Genomic DNA, 19,191 nt, shown 5'->3' on the forward strand with positions numbered 1-19,191 from the left:
TCAGGCTCCCAGTGTCAGGAGCTCTCCAAAACTCTGAATCTTCACATCAGCAGCCGCATATCCAGCTGCAATCCCAATTCCCACAGCCTGCATTCCCGCGCTCTTCGCTGCGTCAATTCCAGCATAAGCATCTTCCACCACATAACAATCCTCAGGCTTTTCTCCAAGGAACTCTGCTGCTCTCAAAAATACTTCCGGATCCGGTTTGGACTTGGTAATATTCGTTCCATCGGAGATCGCATCAAATGCATCCAACAGTTGAACCTTTTCCAGGATAAATTTTGCGTTCTTACTGGAAGAGCCAAGTGCCAGCTTATACCCCCTGTTATGTAATTCCGCAAGAGTTCTTCTTACATCTTCCGTCACATCAGCCGGTGTCATGGATGCCAGAAGCTCTCTGTAAGTATTGTTCTTACTCTCCATCAGTTCTGCTTTTTTCTCCTTGGAAAGAGCCGGTCCTTCATATCTCTCCAGAATAATTTCCAGGCTCTCCGATCTGCTCACACCGCGAAGACGGTTATTTATGGTCTCATCAAAATAAATTCCCATTTCATCCGCCATCTTTTTCCACGCCTGATAGTGAAATTTGTCAGTGAAAACAATAACACCATCTAAATCAAATATAAAAGCTTTCATATATTTCTCCATTCCGTTAACAACTGCAAATAAACCTGCCAGCAATCATCTTAAATATAATTTTTCCCACACAAAGGATCCGCCGGACTTACCCCTGTAAATTCCGAGCGTCCCATAATCTTATCCATTGCTGCCTGAATAAATTCCGGGTTCCCACTGTATGTATTAATGTAAGTTTTCACCATCGGTGCATCAAACAGATGGAATGGATAAGCTGTAGAAATCATCAGCGCCGGAATCTCCGGAGCAAACCAGGGTGCATCATCTCCAAGCCCGAAGCACACATTCCAATTCAAGCGAAGAGTGGTATTATTGGAAGCATTTTCCATGTTACAGATATAAACATACAAGTCGTAGTCCTGCTTCATCTCCTCCACACTTCGGTACATTTCGTGCATCAGTTTTCCTTTTTCCGGTGTCATACCTGCCGGATTCACGAAATCTTCCATAGAGATAGATACCCGGCGGTCACGGACCGTCACCTGGAAGCCTTCCTGCTCAAACTTCTCTTTCCATGACTGCACAAAAGCATTCTCTGGATCCAGATCTTTCTGGATTACATTCAGATAAACCCGCTTGTATTTCTTAGGGGAAATTGGAAGCAGTTCCTGCTCATCCCTTACCAGAGTTATTGCCTGGTCTGCCACCTTTTTCGCCCAGCTTTTGTGCTTCTCACAGCCCACAATTTCCAACGCCTCTTTTTCTGGAACCAGAGTGCCCTCCGCTTTCTTCTTATGAAGCCCCAGTGACGCTTTTGTGGCCAGAATTCTGAGAACTGCCTCATCCAGTCTATCCATGCTCAAATTTCTAGTTTTCGCACCAGCCAGAAGATATCCAAAATCCTCTTCCAGACTTTTGTTGAACAAAATCATGTCACAGCCTGCATTGATTGCCTGAACAATCGCCTCGCTGCGCTTCATAGCTGCGGTAAACCCAACCATAGGTGTTGCGTCTGTGCTGATCAGCCCGTTAAATCCCAGCTTTCCTCTGAGAAGCCCAGTAAGAAGCTCCTTGGATAAAGAAGCCGGACGCAGCATCTCTTCCCTGGTTGCCTGGGGATTGAGCGCCTTCACATAAGCAGGCTGGGCAATATGCCCTACCATCACGGTCTTCGCACCTTTCTTTATCAGATTCCCATAAACATATCCATAGGTTTCATCCCATTTTTCTGTAGAAAAAGAATTAACACTTGTAAGAATATGCTGATCTCTTTCATCCACCCCATCTCCTGGAAAATGTTTGATAGCAACAGCCACACCGCATTCATCTGCTCCCTTCATATATTCCAGGGCAAAATCCAGCACCTTCTTTGGATCACTTCCAAAAGTTCTTACATTGGTAATGGGATTGTGAAAATCATAATTAATATCCACAATAGGCGCAAAAGACCAGTTCAGCCCCAAAGCTGCACCCTCTTTGCAGGCGGTATATCCCATTCGGTATCCATTTTCCGGATCATCTGTAGCCGCCACTGCCATAGGTTTTCCGAAGGAAGTTCCCTCATAGGCAAGTCCGTCTCCGCCTGCTTCCGTATTAGCCGCAAGTAGCAGCGGAATATTGGAAAACGCCTGCAGCTTTCTATAAATATCCTGAATATTTTCCGCGCTGTCTGCACGATACATCAGACCACCCACCTGAATATCCTGGGTAAAATGCTTCAGCGTTTCTTCCTCTCCGTTGAACCCCATGGGGCAAAATACCTGTCCGCATTTCTGCTCCAGACTCATATTTTTCCAGGTATCCAGAACCCAATTTTCTCCTTCTTCATCCAGAAAAAAAGGATTTCCTTTCATATCGATCTCTGTCATTATTTTTCCCCTTTCAATGAGCCGTCTGCTGTAAAATACTTTCTAAGAAAATACGCCGGGCCACAGCTCCAGGCATGGCAGTAGCTGTTCACGATGGTGCCGCCATATGGTGATTCTGAAGGGTTTTCCGGATTATATAATTCCCAGAATGTATCCGCTCCCAGATCGGTCATGCCGCCCCAGTATGCTTCCATTTTCTGCAGAGCCATTTTTTTCTCCCCCACAAGAAGCAGCGCCGCAATATAATTGTGATACATGTATGGCGTCACCATTTTTTCAGCTTCCGAAATGGTCTCCACCCTGCGCAGAAGATTTACTGCTGCCTGGTCTTCAATCGCCTCTCCCAAAATCATCCACACCTGGGAAGCAACTGAAACCTGTCTTTCTTTTCCACTGATGTAGCATTGTTTTTCTCCATCCCAGAGATATAAATTCGCCGCATTTCTGCACTCACAGTAAAGCTCCGCCAGTTTTTCCTCCGTCATAACATCTCCTAGCACCTGGGCAATCCGGATAGCTGCACTAAGCGCATAAAGAAAAATCCCCTGGGCAGACGCCTGTTTATTCAGATTCAGATTCCAATCCACAAAGCACCAGCCCAGCACATCTGAATCTCCTACCAACATTTTCTCATCCAGCTGCTCTTCTGCCAGTTCGATCTGTCTTAATGCTACAGGCCATAACTCCTGCAAAGTTTCCTTATCCTTTGTAGCTTCGTAATAGTCCCAAAGTGTGTTTATGAAAAACAGGGAATAATCAAACATCTGGGTATCATCCACTTCCGGTTCCGGGGAAAGAAACAAGCACGCCCCCATCCTTCCTTTTTCCATAGGAAGTGCTGCAAACAGATACAGGCAGGCTTTCACCATATCATTATTGTTATAAGTTTCATAATTGGTCAGTGCCTGGATACGAAGATCTCCCATCCACAGTCTGCGGTCTCTCTTCGGACCGTCCTCAAACACCTGCTGCATACAATTGTGAAGGGTTCTGCATGCGATCTGATCCATTTTTGCCAGCTTATGATTCTGCGCCTTAAATGCGGAAAGCTCCTGGTCTTTCGCAGAAGAAACAGCGGTACAAAAAGCATCTTCCACAACAAGATCAAACTTGGAACTAATATCCAGAACCTCGATCATCACATACCTGAACGCATATCTCCTTGGCAGGCGCAGCTGGGAAGGAACCACATCCACATGGAGCTGTTCCTCTTCGATCCAAGAAGAACAGATCCAGCCCTGATAGCTTTTTCCATCTTCAAAAAGCTCCGTCGCATTTTCTGCAAAGTGAAGCTTCAGCCACACAGGCGCGTCTGGATGACTCCCCCTGTAATTCAGATTTAAAGTCAGATACCCAACCTGATGATTTCCAAAATCCAGGCATACCCGGCTTCCCTTTTTCAAAACTCTCTTTCTGTAATCAACTGCCTGCTCAATGACAATACTGTTATCATTTTTATAAAGTTCTACTGTCTGCACTGCATCTACTTTTGTCTCAACCAGATCCGGAAGCAGATTTAATGCTTTATTCAACAATTTCTGATTTTTCATTTCAGCCATAAAAACCTCTTGTCACATAGAATTTTGTCAAAATTGTTATAAAAATGCGACCCTACGGAGTTTTCCGGCAGGGCCGCTGCAATCTCAGAGCGTGTTTGAAAAAGGCTTTCTGCAAGATGTGCGTCACAATTTGTGGGAGATTTTGCCCGGATGAGGGCGTCGTAGCGGGCTACGACAACCGAATTCGGGTGAAATATACCGCAAAGTGGGGCGTGCAGATTGCAGGAATGATTTTTCAAACAGGCTCAAGTTATTGTCTGATTTTTCCCGTGAAAATTCTTACCAGTAATTTTTCATTATTCAGATAAATCAGGAATGCCATCAGCAATACTGCATTGATAATAGACTGCATGGAAGCGGTCACCACATTTGAGAGAACTGCAAATGTGGAATTCAGCAAAGACATGCAAACCGCAGCCAGCAAAAATCCAAGTTTCTCATTGCTATACCTGCTTATGTAAGAACCAATAAACATTGGCAAAAATGCTGTAAACATAATGGAAATAGAGCCAAAGTTCAGCTGGCCTCCATTGATGGTCGTACTTCTTGCCGCATTCAAAAATCCAACAATTCCCATCAGCGCACCGCAGATCCCATAACAGCCAATGGCATTTGGAATCTCTTTGATTCCTGTATTTACTGCTACCTTCTGCCCATTTTTCAATGCATTATAGTCATAACCAAACCTTGTATAATCAAACAGAAGAATGGAAAGGACCAGTACCACAGCAATAATAATCGCCGCATAAATCCAGGTTCCTACAAAGCCTGACATGGAAGAATTCTGTACCTCTGTCATTACATATTTTCCGCTTGTAATGGTGTACAAAACACCTTCATAGATCAGGGTTACACCCAAAGATGTTATGATGGGCGGAATCCTGAGAGTCACATAAATAAGACCAGATACCATTCCCAGCACAGCGCCGGCCGCAATAGTGATTACCAGCATAAGTGCTGCACTTCCTGAGCCGCCGCCTAATACTGCATAGCTTATCTTCGCTCCCACTACAGCAGACAGAGAAGCCATGGCTCCAAGTGAAAAATCAAATCTTCCACTGTTCAGGTTAATGGACAGGGCAATTGTTGTAATCATAACAATTGCAGTATAGACCACAAAATTATCAAAGCCCTTCTGATTTGTTATGATGTTTTCTCCATGTGACAGACAGATCACTTCCAAAATAAGTAAGGTCAGTACAGGGATCGTAAATGTTCCCGCTATTTTCTTAGGGGTGCTCATAAATTCCAGCCTCCATCCAGCCTGTCCGATTTCCTGGATATGGGCATCCAGGGTTATCGGTCAGAGCTTTCATAAATTAATTTCCAGTTATTTAAATTCGTAACTGTTTAATGTCTTCACAGTTACCTGCAAAACAATTACTTAGATTCTACTAATGTTTTTACATCCTCAAATGTAACGTTATCGCCAATAATACTGTCCAGAGTTTCTTTGTCATAGATTGGTGCATCACCACTGTCAGAAACAGAGTATTTATCAAATGTGTCGCTGTCAGTTGCTACCAGATATCCCTGGCTGATAGATGGAGCGTTTCCGTCCTCGTCTCTGATCACATTTCCATTGATTGCATTCATTACCAGTGCAAAAACTGGTCCGATAGAAGAAGAATATTTTCCAGCAAGATAAGTAAGGGTACCATTTTTCATAGAATTTCCGTTTGTCTCAGTAAAGGAATCAATATCTGAGAAGGAGATTCCTGCCTCACTTAAGGACTGTGCAAAGAATGTGGTTGCCATACCTACGGAAATAAATGCATCCGGTGTTTTCTGGATTGCTGCGTTTAACTCATCCGTTGTGGTGTCACCATATCCCTGAAGATAGGAAACAACCTCTACATCGCCTTCTACTTTAGATAAATCAACTGTCTGATCCTGGAAAATCTGTCCAGCGATAGCGTTCATATCGCTTTCTCCGCCATAGGTGCAACCCAGTCCGTTAAGGACACCAGCAACACGGTAAACATGCATTGGGTTCGGAATAAAAGCTCCATAGATTGCTACTTTGGAAACACCCTGCTCTTTGTAGTAAGCTCCCATATCTTTTCCAGCTTCAAACTCTGTATCATTTCCAGGTCCTACCTGACCAGCAAAATATTCATAAGTTTTGTAAGTTTCATACTGTGCGTCATCCAGCACACCGGAAGCTACCGCATAGTAAACTCCGTATTTTTCACAAGTCTCAATCTGCTGTACACGATCGTTGCTGGAAAAAGAGATGATTGCCTGACACCCCTGGGAAGCAAACTTCTCAATTGCTGTTTTCTCATCTTCTGCACTTTGCAGCGCATCTGTGTAGTTAAATTCTACGTCATAGTTACCAGCGATATAATTCTCATAATAAGAACGGAAGCCCTGTGCTTCCTCGCCACTTACGTCTGCAACCAGCACACCAATCTTTGCCTTGTCAGCAGCCTTTACTTCACTTGTTCCTGCTCCTGCAAGAACTGCTACAGCCATAGTTCCTGTTAATGCCATGCTTACCATTTTTTTCATTGTTCGTTTCATTAGAATTTCCTCCTTTTTATTTGCAGCGTTATACGCTAATTCACCATTAAAAATCCCATATATCGGACAGTTATTTCTTATTCTCCATTATCTTGGAAGTATATTTGTCTTATAATTCATGCTTGTTACATATACAACGATCAGGAAAAATACTGCACTGATCACCTGGGTGATTCCATAAGCCGCACTTCCGTCAATCACCAGCTCCAGAATGTCATTGAGCAGGATAAAGGAAAAACCGCCAACCAGTGCCGCATAAATTCTGGAACGTGCTCCGCCTGAAATAGGCATTCCGCCAAATACAATTGCAATAAAAATATTCATACCAATGCTGGAGGCCGTAGTGGTTGTTACAGATGGTGTATAAACCAGAGTAAGAAACGCTCCAAGCCCTACGCCCAGGCCTGCCATTACGAAAGCAATAATGGTATATTTGTTGGATTCAATTCCGGTAAGAGCTGCGCACACCGGATTTCCTCCGATAAATTTCTGCCTTCTTCCCACTTTTGTAAGATTGAAAACAAAATAACTGATAATAAAGAAGACTGCCAATACTACGATTTTAAAAACTATATTGTCAAACGGCTTTACCACTACTCCCGGAATACTGATCCCGCCAAGTGCACCACCCTTTGTGGTAATGATCTGTGAGGCAATCGCAGAAAGCACAGACATCATGGCAACTGTAGTAACAAATGCTGGAATATGAAATACCGAAGCCAGCAGGGAATTTACAAGGGAACATGCAACTCCGCTTACAAAGATTGCCAGGATCATTAACACCACATTCTGTGTAGTATTGTAAGTAACCACACCCATGGTTGCAGAAAACAAGGTTGCAGCGCCAAGACTGATATCAAAAGTTCCCAATGTGTAAATGAAAATTGCTCCTGTAGCAACCACCGCCAACACAACACCTTCGTTAAAAACAATCTGCAGATACATATCCAGCCGATAGCCTTTTGCACTGACTACTGCCAGGAAGATTCCGAATAAAAGCACCAGAGCCGCAAATGGAAGAACCTTTATCGCAGTTTGGGCTGCTTTATATTTATTCATATTATTTTTCATAATCTGATGTTCCCCCTTAAATCATATATCCAATTACATCTGCGTCTGTCAGGCTTTCACTTCGCATAAATTCACCGGTAATGCTTCCGTCTTTCATAATCAGAAGCCTGTCGCTCATTCCCAGCAGTTCCGGAAGCTCCTCGCTGATCAGCAGGATTGCTTTTCCCTCTTTTTTCAGCTCCATCATCAGCTGATACATGGACTGTTTGACGCCAATGTCAACACCTCTGGTGGGGCAATCCAGGATCAGGATCTCACTTCCACAGCCGATCCATTTTCCAAATACAACCTTCTGCTTATTTCCACCGGACAGCTGGCTTGTCAGCTGGTCGCCATCAGAACATTTAATAGAAAGATCTTTTATCTGTTTTGCCACATATTCTTTTTCCTTTTTATTTGTTATAAGGAATCCGTTTACGGCATATTTTTCCATTCCGCCAACTGCAATGTTGTCCTGGATACTTGCGGACAGGCAAAGGGATTCCACATCCCTGTCCTTTGACACATAACCAATCTTGTTTGCAACTGCGATGTGGGGACTGTTGATCTTCGTTCCATCGTAAGTGGTTACTTCTCCCTCTTCCAGGGCAAGTGCGCCGAACATGGCTTTTCCCAAAGTGTGCATTCCGCAGGCGGCAAGTCCGCCAATGCCTAAGATTTCGCCTTTTTTCAAAGTAATGCTTACAGATTTTAACTCCTCTTTGTACTTCAGATTAGTGGCTGTTATGGCAGCTTCTTTCTGGCTGCTTGGGGTAAAATCACTTCTGTAATAATCTCCCTGAAGCTCGCGGCCGATCATACTTGTACGGATTTCATCCGCATTGAATTCTTCTTTTTTAAACGTACGGATCAGGTTTCCATCACGGAGAACAGTGAGTGTATCACAAACTTCCATAATCTCTTCCAGGTCATGGGAAATAAAGATTATTGCTTTTCCACTGTCCCGCAGCTTTCGGATCAAGGAATACATGATCTCACGTCCATCCTGTGAAAGTGCTGTGCTTGTCTCATCAATTACCAGAATGTCTGGATTTTTCAGCATAACCTTAGCGATTTCTACCAGCTTTCTGGTCTGAAAATCCAGTGAATCAATAGGCATATCGCCGATTACATGTTCTACTCCAATGGCTCTCATTGCCTCTGTCGCTTTCTGGTTCATTGCCTTTTTATTGATCATCCCCAGCTTGTTCCGAAACTGGGAAAGCTCTGCCAGAAAAATATTTTCTGCAACGGTTACCCCCGAAATGGTTCCGCTCTCCTGCACAACCATTCCGATTCCATTTTGTAGCGCATCTATCATACTCGCTGGTTCCCAGCTCTGCTTTTTGAAAGTCATTCTTCCACTGGTGGCTTTCTGCATGCCAGCTGCAATAGAAGATATGGTAGACTTTCCAGAACCATTTTCACCGATCAAACCTCTTATTTCCCCTGGATATACCTCCAGATCTACATTTTTCAGTGCTATTACGCTTCCAAAATTCTTGGAAATATTTTTCATTTCAAGAATCGGTTCACTCATGTTTACCCTCCGTTCACTTGAAAACTGTTTATGAGATTATTATATTCTTCCCCCTAAAATTTCAAATTCACAATTTAGCTCAGTTTTATTGATGTATTTGATCTAAGATGTTAAAATACATCATATAAATAGCTTTATTTTAATATTTTGGATTGTGTGAATAGATTTTGTAAAAGGGGGATTTTTATGGATGTTGAAGAACTGAGACATCAGATTTATCAGTTTAATGATGAAGAATTGTTTTATAAAGAACAGTATGAAGCCCGGGAAGCCGGGCAGATTTATGCTTATATCGCAAAACAGGATATTCAGGAGGTGATCCGCCGCCACTTACTGATTCCGGAAGTGAAAGAAACCATTCCACCGGAATTTAAAGACTCTTTCTTTTTTGATATGGCGGACAAAGATAGCATTGTGGTACAGAAGCATAACCGCTATAGCCCGGCGCTGATTCACTCCCACACATTTTTTGAGCTGGTATATGTTTACGACGGGAAGTGTACACAGGAGATTTCCGGACAGACCATTTCCATGAAAACAGGAGATTTCTGCGTAATCCCCCCTTCTGTAGAGCACTCTATTTCTGTTTATGATGATAGTATTATTATCAACATCATGCTCCGCCGCAACACTCTGCATAGTATGTTTTATAATTTTTTGAATACGCCAAATAAGCTCTCTTCTTTCTTTTTGAATAATATTTATGCAAAAAGAGCAAATGATTATATTCTTTTTCATTCAGGAATGGATTCTTACATCCGGGAATCTTTTTGCTGGATGTTATGGGAAAGTATGAATAAACAGGAATACTCTTATCAGTGCATTACCAATGTACTGCTTCTGGATTTCTATCTATTGGTACGAAATTACTCGGAATCTGTGCAGATGCCTCTTTTCAACAGCAAGATTGATGTGCAGCGTTATGCGATTATTCAGTATATCCAGGATAATTACAGAGATGTGACACTTTCGACTGTGGCAAAGCGTTTTCATTATTCCAATGAATACACTTCCCGTTTAATTAAAGATCTGATGGGAATGACCTATACAGAAGTGGTCCGTACCGTTCGAATCGAACGGTCCCAGGATTTCCTGGCGAATACAACTATGACTGTGGCAAATATTGCGGAAGCAATCGGATATGATACCACAGAACATTATATCCGCCAGTTTAAAAAACATACTGGGATGACGCCTTCTGCTTATCGAAAACAGGAGGCCAAAAATCGGTTGTTTTAATTTTCCATTCTTTTCAGCTCTGGCAGCACCGTCAGCAGCATGATAACGCCTGCAGTACCCAGGCTGATAATATTTTTTGCATTCTCCATGCATCCTGAAAGTTCTTTTTTCTTCAGGAGCCGTGCCTTCATTTCTGCCTTTTTCTCAAGGAAAAGAAGTACATAGGCTGCGGATAAAAACTGGGAGATTACAGTTGCAATGGCAGCTCCCCGGATACCAAATCCAAACACAAAAATGAATAGTGAGTCTAGGATCAGCGGGAAGCAGATTCCTATTTCAAAGTCGATTCGTTTCATTTTTTGTTTCTCTAAAAAACACTTGAACGCACTTTTTGACTTGTGCAGTAAAAGGTTAGTCATTAGCTTGCCGGAACGTTGCGACGCGCGGCGGTAAATATACATTGTGAAATCGCGTCCGGGATAACGACCAACCAATTAAATAGCAATAAGAAAAGCCCCCTAGGAATTTTTATTAACTTCCCAAAGAGCTTTCAATATACAATCTTATTAACCTGCCAGATGCAGTATTCCGATGAGGAATACCCATCCAAGTCCATAATATGTCACAACAGCAACAAGGTCGTTGACGGTGGTGATCAATGGACCAGAGGCTACGGCGGGGTCTACACCTACTTTTTTGAAAAACAGAGGGATACAGGTACCTACGGCACTGGAGATCAGCATTGCAAGGAGCAGGGCGACTCCGATGCAGCCGGATACGGCGTATGCAAATACCAAAGTCTTTCCTTTAAATAAGTAAATGTAAAGTCCAATGAGTACAAAGGACAATATACCAAGCAACGCACCATTGCAAAGACCAATCCGCATTTCTTTAAATACAAGTTCCAGCTTCTGCTTGCCGGTGAGGGACTCATCCATCAGGACACGGATGGTAACAGCCAGGGACTGCGTACCGACGTTTCCGGCCATATCCAATATAAGGGACTGGAAGGCCATGATGATGGGAAGATGGGTAACTACGTTCTCAAAGACACCAACTACAGAGGATACAACCATTCCAAGACCAAGAAGAACGATCAGCCATGGCATACGTTTCTTCATACTCTCTTTCAGCGGTTCCTTCAGATCTTCCTCTGCGGTAAGACCTGCCAGCATGGCGTAATCCTCTCCCATTTCATCATCAACCAGGTCGATGATATTGGAAGATGTGATAACACCTAAAAGGCGGTTGTCATTATCCAGCACGGGGATGGAATCCTCGGAATACGCTTTCAGTTCTTCGATACAGTCGTCAATATCCTCTTCGGCATATACATATGGGTAAGAGGTTGCCACCAGATCTTCCAGGGATTTATCCTGTCTTGCAATGATCAGGTCTTTCAGATCAATGGCTCCGTAAAATTTCTGTGACTCGGTTACCACAAAGATTGTGGAAATATTATCGTTCTTAGCAGCCTGTTCTACAAGGCTGTTCATAGCCTGCTTCACAGTCAGGTTCTCACGAATGATAATGCAATTGGTCGTCATGCGGCTACCGATTTCATCCTCATCAAAGGAAGCAATCATCTCAATATCGTGGCGGACATCATCGTCCATTAATTCGAACAGCAATTTCTTTTTGGCTTTATCAATCTTATGAAGAACTTCCACAAGGGCATCGGTCTCCATACGTGAAAGAATGGCTGCACCTTTTTTCACATCCATCTCTTTCACATATTCTGCTGCATTATCTGAGTCCGTATACTCAAAAACATCGGACAGCATATTCAGGTCCAGAATACGGTACAGTTTGCAGCGTTCCTGAACAGTCAGCCTCGGCATTGCATCTGCAATGTCATTGGCATGAAAATCTCCCAGCTTATCGCTCATAGCTGCCGGAGAGGTATTACTTCTTACTACAGCCAGAATATCCTGGGTGTAGTCCTGCACTCTTTTCTCCATCCTACTTTCTCCAATCTGACAATAAGACAGTTCACCATTTCCAGGTGTTTATCTTATGTATTTTTGACAGACTTATACAAAGTCCGTTTTTACGGACAGTAAAATCCGTATTTAAACAGAATTCTAGCGTGTAGCTTTTCTGTTCTTTGAGCGTGTTTGAAAAAGGTTTTCTGCAAGATGTACGTCACAATTTGTGGGGGATTTTGCCCGGATGAGAACACCATAGCGAGCTGCGGCAACCGAATTCGGGTAAAATATACTGCAAAGTGGAGCGTGCAGATTGCGGGAATGCTTTTTCAAACAGGTTCTAGGGAATATTGGATTCTTCTGAAGAACTCATAGGATAGAAAAAAGAAATGAAACAGTGTTCTTAAGCGCAATGCGCCTTTTACATGAAAAGAAGAACAGAATGTGCGCGATGCTCATCTGTCATTTCGTTTTTCCATCCTATGCAACTACTTCGCCCATGAGAATCGCAACTATCCATTCTGTTCACCTGCCTTTATTTTCTAATTTTGGGGAACTATTTTTGTTCCCACAGGTCATTCTAACTGCTTTTATAAAAAAAATCAATTCCTAATTTACTATTTATTTGATTTTTCACTGGCTTTTTTCCTTTTTCTTTCCGTTTCTTTACAATACTGGAAAAACCTGTGTGGTTTTATGTGGATTCAAGGAACAGCAAGTGAAGATATTAACAGATTTTAATCGTACTATTATAGTTTTTATATGACAGTTACGCCCCTTAAGTCCTTTTTCTTGTATTGTTTTTTTATAACAATAGTAACTTCTTTGCTGTATTTCACCGTTTTTACTTCAAGAAATATAATACTTATAACAGCTGGCGCAATGGTCTGATTATAATCCGCAGAACTCCATAGAAAAGTTTTTTCTGCCAGTTCAGCACTTTCGTTTCGTACTGTGCCCCTTCGGTCTCCTGTCCGTTTGACAGAACTTCTTTACTTTTTTCTATGTAAGTACCTTCCGTGGACTGAATCTGCTGATTCAGTTCTTTGCTGTCGATAACAAGCATTAATTCCGTATCCAGATAAGTACTTCTCATGTCCAGGTTATAGGATCCGACGACAGAGAGTCGGTCGTCAAGCAGGACTGCTTTGGTGTGAACTGGAACCTCGTTCATCAGCTCATATACATCGGCACCGGTATTCAGGATTTTCTTTTTCTGATTCAGGTAGTCGGTACAGCCCCAGGGGTTGGAGCCTTTCTCTACTGCGTTAAGAATGATCTTTAACTGGGCATGGGACGCGATTTCATTTAAAGTGTCGTACATGTATCCGTTGCAGATCACATATGGGGTCTGGATCGTTACATTTTCTGCGTTCTGCGCCAGATAGCGGATTGTCTGAAGTACCAGGGGCGTTTTGGGACCTGCATGGGTTCCGTTGTTGACAAGCGTAATTTTATTTGCCGGAATGGTATCCTCCTGCCAGGAGCTGTAATCTTCAATATCGGTGTATTTTTCTTTCAGGGAAGCGTAACGCATTTCTAAAGACTGGTACTGTTTTTCGTACTTTGAAAGTTTTTCCTGTGTCTCGTCTGTAATTTCATTTTCAACATTCGGTATTCCATTCACAATATTTGAGTTTTTTGAATTGCTTTCTGCACCCTCACTGTCATCCGATGCTTCTTCTGACACAGAAATATCTGAACTATTCTTTTTTCTTCCACCCTTTATTTGCACGCAGTCCTCATTCCATATCTGCCGGAAATACGTTTCCAGTTCCTGCAGAGATTCTCCCTCGCCCTTTGTGATATCCCACACCAGAATATCCCTGTCCACATTGATATCCGTGGTATAATCTCCAAGGAAAATATCATTGCTGTTGCGTCCACCCAGTAGATACATTTCGTCATCCACGATCACATATTTATCGTGCATACGGTAATTCAGCTTAAATAAGCCTGCTGGAGTCACCGGATTGTAAACACCAACAACTACATTCTCCCTCGCTGCCAACGCCTGAAAGTCTTTACTTCCATTCAAGAAAAGCTGCTGGTAAATACCATCAATCAACAGTTTGATTTCCACACCTCTTTTGGCAGCTTGATCCAATGCTGCAAGAAGATCTGTTCCGCTTTCATCTGCCCGCAGATCAAAGGTTGCCAGTACAATACTCTTCTTCGCCGCTCCAATCATCCGCAGACGCCACAAAAGTGCCTCTTCATTGTCATCAATACAGCGGATCCGTTCGCCCCCTGACGTATCGGAAGTAAATTCTGTCTGTTTCAGCGTTTCCGTAAATTTTTCATCTGGCTTCCTGCAATACAGCGGTGCAAAAACATTTACCAGTACTACAATAAGTAAAAACCATAAAAATATATTCCGTATTCGTTTTAGATTTTTCTTTATCGTTATACACCCTTTCTAAAATCAACATTCCCACAAATATTTTTTTAAATCTACACAACCATTTTCTTTCAGAGTAACTCCTTCCTCTTTCAGCAGCCACTCCTGCTCTGTCCACCCCGGTGCCAGCCTCCCCATATGGTTCACCACCCGATGGCAGGGAAACTTCCCATAGTTCTCTGCATGTGACAACACTCCCGCCACCAATCTGGAATTCTTCTCCCGCCCGATCAGCTTCGCGATCTGTCCATAGGTTGCCACTCTCCCCGCCGGAATTTCCTCCACCACGGAAAGAATCTCATAGGCAAGATCATCGTTTAATTTGGAGATATTTTCTTTGCGCTTGTTTGTTTTCAGTAAATCTGAAAAGGGATCATCAATCATAACTTTTGTCACCTACTTTTATTCATTTCTATTTTGCTGTGTAGTATTACAACTGCTAACGCACATTTCAAATTTCTCTCTAAGCGAGGCTACAATTCCGTTTCCATCAACATCACTATCGGAACCATTTCAATTCGCGCCTCTCTGCGAGAGGCTGCTGTTCTATGGCTGCAGAGACCTGACAAGCCTAGATTTATTTCAATTCACGTCTCTCTGCAAGAGGCTACGGTAAGAATATCCATATGTGTCACCCTGTTCGTTATTTCAATTCACGCCTCTCTGCGAGAGGCTACCTTAACGGAGATTACTGCTTCACTTTCAATGTATTTCAATTCACGCCTCTCTGCGAGAGGCTACAACTTTGCTTCTGTTCTTCGGGTCTCAAGCTCTATTTCAATTCACGCCTCTCTGCGAGAGGCTACATTTCTGTGCATCTGCTTGAATTTGTTTTCTACACATTTCAATTCACGCCTCTCTGCGAGAGGCTACTTTCTGCATATATATCCTCCTGGTCGTGTTTATTATTTCAATTCACGCCTCTCTGCGAGAGGCTACGTTCCAAACCTGTGTTGGTTTCCGCTCTTCGCTATTTCAATTCACGCCTCTCTGCGAGAGGCTACCAAGATCGCGCTCTTCCCGGCACTCTGCGTCCTTGATTTCAATTCACGCCTCTCTGCGAGAGGCTACTTTTCACTGATTGCTTGATTTCATCTTTTGTCATATTTCAATTCACGCCTCTCTGCGAGAGGCTACAGATTGTCATGTTGCTACTGATAATCTGATTTAGATTTCAATTCACGCCTCTCTGCGAGAGGCTACCCTGGTGGCGTTGTTCATACCATTCTATAGATGGATATTTCAATTCACGCCTCTCTGCGAGAGGCTACATAGATTTATTTCTGGCACTGTTGCAGTTCTTATTTCAATTCACGCCTCTCTGCGAGAGGCTACTCTTGCCGACCGATATGCTAAAATCTGGCATAATATTTCAATTCACGCCTCTCTGCGAGAGGCTACAGCAAAAACAGACAATATATAGCTGTATTTCAGCTTAATTTTTGTTTAATTAGTTTACTTTGTTATATTCATTCAATTATTCTCTAATTAAACAGCAAAGTTCTTTACATTTATATAATTTTATATTGCGCCAGTCTCCCGAAGTTTTATGTATGGGATATATACGCGCAAGTTCTTAGAATAGCAACGGCTCCCCAGCTTCAACTTTCAGTTTTTTTCCCATAGAATCGATTTTGTTCTGATATGAATTCCCTAGTCTATAAAATCGAATCGAATCCACATCTTCATTTATTTCTTTGCTTAACTCATGTTTCAAAGCTGTAAGCTGAGTTGCATCTACCAAAACCTCAAAAACAGAATTTTGCACTCTCACACCATACCGCTCGCACAATTTTGCTACTCTTCGAAGTCTTTTTTCACCTGCAACAGTCATTGTATTTACATCATACGTTATTACAACAAGCATTTTTCACCTCCAGGAATACGGTGGATATTCATCCAAATCGCCACGCAGAACTCTGGCAAATAACATTGCTTGAGCATATGGAATCATTCCAATTTCAATATTTTCATCCAGGAAAGGATGTCTAATAGTTTCCTTTTTTCTTTTTTGCCAAGCATTTAGAACTTTTCTTCTTCCTTTATCGTTTAAATATACCGCTTCCGAATCAGTTTCAAAATCCTTAGCTTGTAATTGTCCTTTATGAAAAAGTGACAAAACGAATCTGTCGCACAACGGTGCTCGCAGCTCTTCTACAAGATCTAGCGCAAAAGATGGACGCCCAGGTCGTAACACATGTAAATACCCTGCGGCAGGATCAAGTCCTACTGTTTCCAATGCCGATTGTGTCTCGCGAGTCAACAACATATAAACAAATGATAATGCTGCATTTACTTCATTCCTAGGAGGTCTTCTGCTTCTAACTTCAAAAACAAATTCTTTTGAATCCAGCATATTATCAAACTGCGCAAAATAGATTGTCGCAGCAGCCCCTTCCAGCCCTCGAATGGCATCTATATCATTGATAGCTTGCAATTTTCTTGCGTTTACACTAAGTTTATTAGCAGCTTCTATCAAAGCTCTCTTCTTTTCTTCTTCGTCTTTATTTCTTGCACTTCTTAAAAGAACAGCTTTTGCATTACGAATTTTCCCATAAATTATATTTCTTACTATTTTAACAGAAAATTCATCATCGTTTAAACTTTCATACTGTCTTTTTCGTAATAAAACATTTCCACTTACAGGACCGCATACTCTTCCAAGAAATTTTCCATTCTCGGACAAAAATGCAATTGAAATTCCCATTTCTCCACAAAATCCAATCAACGGTGTCGAAACTGTATTTTGCCCAAAACATATAATCGCTTCAATAGTGTGCGCTGGCACTGAAATCTTTTCCTCACCATCCATTTCCACAACTATGTTTTGATTACGCACGTGTATATAGCTGCCAGGTGTAAGAATATAAATTGTATTTAAAAGCCTCTTCATATGCATTCGCCCTCCTCCGCTTCCAATTTCAATTTTTCACAATATTCAGAAGCAGATTTTTTCACTTTAGGCATACAATACTCCAACATAGAACATTTTTTACATTTCGAGCCATACTTTGCCTCTGGAATGATAAATGCTTCACGAATTCGTCTTAACTCTGACGCAGCATTACGCACCATTATTCTCAATTCTTCTGTAAGCTCAACGCGCAAACATTTATGAGAGGATATAAAAAATATTTCTCCTTCTGGAATATTTGTCTGATACATTTCTTCCAGACACATTGCCTCTGCACATAACTGAATTTTATACTCTAATTCATCTTCCCGGACCTTTCCATGCTTATACTCTATTGGAAATAAAGTTACCTTAAAGTCAACAGCCGGAATTATACAACCGTTATCAGCTCTTGTCGCTTCAATACAGTCGCATTTCCCGTTCAATCCCAATTCTTCGGAAACCACTTCATATTCATAAAGTTTAAGAAATTCTCCTCTTTTCTCAATCCTTTGTGTATGAACTCTTTCATGTTCAGCACGCCCTTTCGCAGTTTCCACATTTTCAACCCAGACACGTTCATTTAAAAGAATAGCAGCTCGTCTTGGGCAATAACATATCTGAGAAAGCCAACTTAAAGGAAGATACTCTTTATCATTCATTTGTAAACCATTCCTCATTTTCAGGAAGATGATTCCATACTATATCATTGAATGCATCTTCTTTAAAGCCTATTTCAACTCCTTTTGGAACACAATTCAAATGAACAGCTGCAGTATAATCATGATAGCTTCTGGGATAAACTACATGTTCTTTCTTCTTAACTTCTACCAGATCAAACAATTTATGTGCCGGTGCGCATCCTAGTTTTGCCTGACGAACTCTCTGCTCCAGATCAGAATCAGTCCCCACATGTTTAAAAATAATCAGTGGAGAAACCACTTCCATCTCTCCTTTACTTGCGGAACGATTGTGCTCATACATATTCATAATCGCTTCAAATAAAAGATTTAAATCTTCTTCATCAAATCCTGTTTCTGCTGCTAGATTAGCACTGATAAATCCCCTTATCTCATATAATCCAAAAGGAATAAGCTGTTTTCGTCCCATTGTCCGAAGTTTATCTTCTGATTTCTCATTTTCCATCTGCTGATAATCTTCCAATTTCAAATCCTTTTCTCCATCTGTTACTGCCATACGAGTTATGGAAATATCAAGTGGTAAAACCGGATCCAGACTTTTTCCAAATGTAATCTGAACTGGACCTCTTACTTGCCCTGCATTCGGTCCGGTACTCATTACCGCACCAAACGTACGTACATCATAAAACAATTCACAGGCTTTCTGCCGTCCTGCATAAATTGCCTCTTTCGCTTTCGCACAATCTTCAACCCCAGCCTCTCTTTTTGCTCTGGCAATATGCCTATTTATGTTTGTTGATTTCTGCACGATAATCTCCATTCCTGGTTCTCCCGCTTTTGACATAGTTACATAATTTCTAATCAATCTTTTAGTAGATACATCAGAAATATATCCCTGCATAGTTTGCGGATCTACTCTCGGAGTATTTCCCATATCAGGATCACCATTAGGATTTGCATTGGTGCATGCTACATAATAAATAAACTCATATCGATTTTTAATTGCCATAGTAAAATCCCCCTTATATGT

The 19,191-nt window shown here is 41.9% G+C and carries 19 protein-coding genes and 1 CRISPR repeat array; of the genes, 3 read left to right on the forward strand and 16 right to left on the reverse strand.

What is annotated here, in order from left to right; genetic code table 11:
- From pgmB to LIZ66_RS18970, 4 genes are read right to left on the reverse strand one after another with little or no spacing between them, the layout of a single operon-like run.
- The gene (pgmB, locus tag LIZ66_RS03820) at positions 1 to 636 is read right to left on the reverse strand and encodes a beta-phosphoglucomutase (protein ID WP_173717891.1); all 636 of its coding nucleotides are present in this window, start codon (positions 634 to 636) and stop codon (positions 1 to 3) included.
- 50 nt (positions 637 to 686) lie between these two features.
- On the reverse strand, positions 687 to 2,444 hold the full coding sequence (locus LIZ66_RS03825; RefSeq protein WP_173717890.1) for a glycoside hydrolase family 3 protein: 1,758 nt from the start codon (positions 2,442 to 2,444) through the stop codon (positions 687 to 689).
- Positions 2,444 to 4,003: an alpha-L-rhamnosidase-related protein gene (locus LIZ66_RS03830; protein WP_202017071.1), complete on the reverse strand. Its 1,560-nt coding sequence runs from the start codon at positions 4,001 to 4,003 to the stop codon at positions 2,444 to 2,446. The genes LIZ66_RS03825 and LIZ66_RS03830 overlap by 1 nt, the downstream gene beginning before the upstream one ends.
- Positions 3,991 to 4,200, reverse strand: a complete 210-nt coding sequence (locus LIZ66_RS18970) for a DUF6783 domain-containing protein (protein ID WP_308768373.1) — start codon at positions 4,198 to 4,200, stop codon at positions 3,991 to 3,993. The genes LIZ66_RS03830 and LIZ66_RS18970 overlap by 13 nt, the downstream gene beginning before the upstream one ends.
- On the opposite strand from LIZ66_RS18970, the gene LIZ66_RS18975 reads away from it, so the two are divergent.
- Positions 4,120 to 4,311 (forward strand): DUF6783 domain-containing protein, encoded by a 192-nt coding sequence (locus LIZ66_RS18975; protein WP_306467780.1) that lies wholly within the window; start codon positions 4,120 to 4,122, stop codon positions 4,309 to 4,311. The two genes, LIZ66_RS18970 and LIZ66_RS18975, sit on opposite strands and share 81 nt — an antisense overlap.
- Here the strand turns inward: LIZ66_RS18975 and LIZ66_RS03835 are convergent.
- The 4 genes from LIZ66_RS03835 to LIZ66_RS03850 all read right to left on the reverse strand — a co-directional run bounded on the left by LIZ66_RS03835 (position 4,254) and on the right by LIZ66_RS03850 (position 9,119).
- A complete protein-coding gene (locus tag LIZ66_RS03835; protein WP_173717889.1) occupies positions 4,254 to 5,246 on the reverse strand; it encodes an ABC transporter permease in 993 nt (330 codons plus the stop codon). The two genes, LIZ66_RS18975 and LIZ66_RS03835, sit on opposite strands and share 58 nt — an antisense overlap.
- 137 nt (positions 5,247 to 5,383) lie before the next feature.
- A complete protein-coding gene (locus tag LIZ66_RS03840) occupies positions 5,384 to 6,529 on the reverse strand; it encodes a type 1 periplasmic-binding domain-containing protein (RefSeq protein WP_173736033.1) in 1,146 nt (381 codons plus the stop codon).
- An 87-nt stretch (positions 6,530 to 6,616) separates the two neighbouring features.
- The gene (locus LIZ66_RS03845) at positions 6,617 to 7,600 is read right to left on the reverse strand and encodes an ABC transporter permease (protein ID WP_226837343.1); all 984 of its coding nucleotides are present in this window, start codon (positions 7,598 to 7,600) and stop codon (positions 6,617 to 6,619) included.
- A gap of 16 nt (positions 7,601 to 7,616) precedes the next feature.
- On the reverse strand, positions 7,617 to 9,119 hold the full coding sequence (locus LIZ66_RS03850; RefSeq protein WP_173736034.1) for a sugar ABC transporter ATP-binding protein: 1,503 nt from the start codon (positions 9,117 to 9,119) through the stop codon (positions 7,617 to 7,619).
- A 186-nt stretch (positions 9,120 to 9,305) separates the two neighbouring features.
- On the opposite strand from LIZ66_RS03850, the gene LIZ66_RS03855 reads away from it, so the two are divergent.
- Complete coding sequence (locus LIZ66_RS03855; RefSeq protein ID WP_173736035.1) at positions 9,306 to 10,358, forward strand: AraC family transcriptional regulator; 1,053 nt, start codon at positions 9,306 to 9,308, stop codon at positions 10,356 to 10,358.
- On the opposite strand, the gene LIZ66_RS03860 is transcribed toward LIZ66_RS03855, so the two are convergent.
- Both LIZ66_RS03860 and mgtE read right to left on the reverse strand, forming a co-directional pair.
- Positions 10,355 to 10,654, reverse strand: a complete 300-nt coding sequence (locus LIZ66_RS03860; RefSeq protein ID WP_330386374.1) for a polysaccharide biosynthesis C-terminal domain-containing protein — start codon at positions 10,652 to 10,654, stop codon at positions 10,355 to 10,357. The two genes, LIZ66_RS03855 and LIZ66_RS03860, sit on opposite strands and share 4 nt — an antisense overlap.
- Before the next feature lie 210 nt (positions 10,655 to 10,864).
- Positions 10,865 to 12,259, reverse strand: a complete 1,395-nt coding sequence (gene mgtE, locus LIZ66_RS03865) for a magnesium transporter (protein ID WP_227200227.1) — start codon at positions 12,257 to 12,259, stop codon at positions 10,865 to 10,867.
- Positions 12,260 to 12,436: 177 nt separating this feature from the next.
- On the opposite strand from mgtE, the gene LIZ66_RS18985 reads away from it, so the two are divergent.
- Entirely contained in the window at positions 12,437 to 12,601 is a 165-nt protein-coding gene (locus tag LIZ66_RS18985) for a DUF6783 domain-containing protein (protein ID WP_408611491.1), read from the forward strand.
- Positions 12,602 to 13,091: 490 nt separating this feature from the next.
- Here LIZ66_RS18985 and LIZ66_RS03870 read toward each other — a convergent pair whose 3' ends face one another.
- The 6 genes from LIZ66_RS03870 to cas7c form a co-directional block, all read right to left on the reverse strand.
- Positions 13,092 to 14,432, reverse strand: coding sequence for a phospholipase D-like domain-containing protein (locus LIZ66_RS03870; protein ID WP_227200229.1), 1,341 nt, complete (start codon positions 14,430 to 14,432; stop codon positions 13,092 to 13,094).
- Positions 14,433 to 14,651: 219 nt separating this feature from the next.
- Complete coding sequence (locus LIZ66_RS03875; protein ID WP_207739503.1) at positions 14,652 to 15,011, reverse strand: MGMT family protein; 360 nt, start codon at positions 15,009 to 15,011, stop codon at positions 14,652 to 14,654.
- 126 nt (positions 15,012 to 15,137) lie between these two features.
- A CRISPR array of direct repeats spans positions 15,138 to 16,028; the repeat unit is 32 nt; unit sequence ATTTCAATTCACGCCTCTCTGCGAGAGGCTAC.
- A 175-nt stretch (positions 16,029 to 16,203) separates the two neighbouring features.
- Entirely contained in the window at positions 16,204 to 16,494 is a 291-nt protein-coding gene (cas2, locus tag LIZ66_RS03880) for a CRISPR-associated endonuclease Cas2 (protein ID WP_227200231.1), read from the reverse strand.
- A 3-nt stretch (positions 16,495 to 16,497) separates the two neighbouring features.
- Entirely contained in the window at positions 16,498 to 17,520 is a 1,023-nt protein-coding gene (cas1c, locus tag LIZ66_RS03885) for a type I-C CRISPR-associated endonuclease Cas1c (protein WP_227200233.1), read from the reverse strand.
- The gene (gene cas4, locus LIZ66_RS03890; RefSeq protein ID WP_227200235.1) at positions 17,517 to 18,182 is read right to left on the reverse strand and encodes a CRISPR-associated protein Cas4; all 666 of its coding nucleotides are present in this window, start codon (positions 18,180 to 18,182) and stop codon (positions 17,517 to 17,519) included. Before cas4 ends, cas1c begins: the two co-directional genes overlap by 4 nt.
- The gene (cas7c, locus tag LIZ66_RS03895; RefSeq protein ID WP_227200237.1) at positions 18,175 to 19,170 is read right to left on the reverse strand and encodes a type I-C CRISPR-associated protein Cas7/Csd2; all 996 of its coding nucleotides are present in this window, start codon (positions 19,168 to 19,170) and stop codon (positions 18,175 to 18,177) included. The genes cas4 and cas7c overlap by 8 nt, the downstream gene beginning before the upstream one ends.
- Between the last annotated feature and the right edge of the window lie 21 nt (positions 19,171 to 19,191).

The organism is Blautia faecis (assembly GCF_020554845.1).
Taxonomy (GTDB): Bacteria; Bacillota; Clostridia; order Lachnospirales; family Lachnospiraceae; genus Blautia_A; species Blautia_A faecis.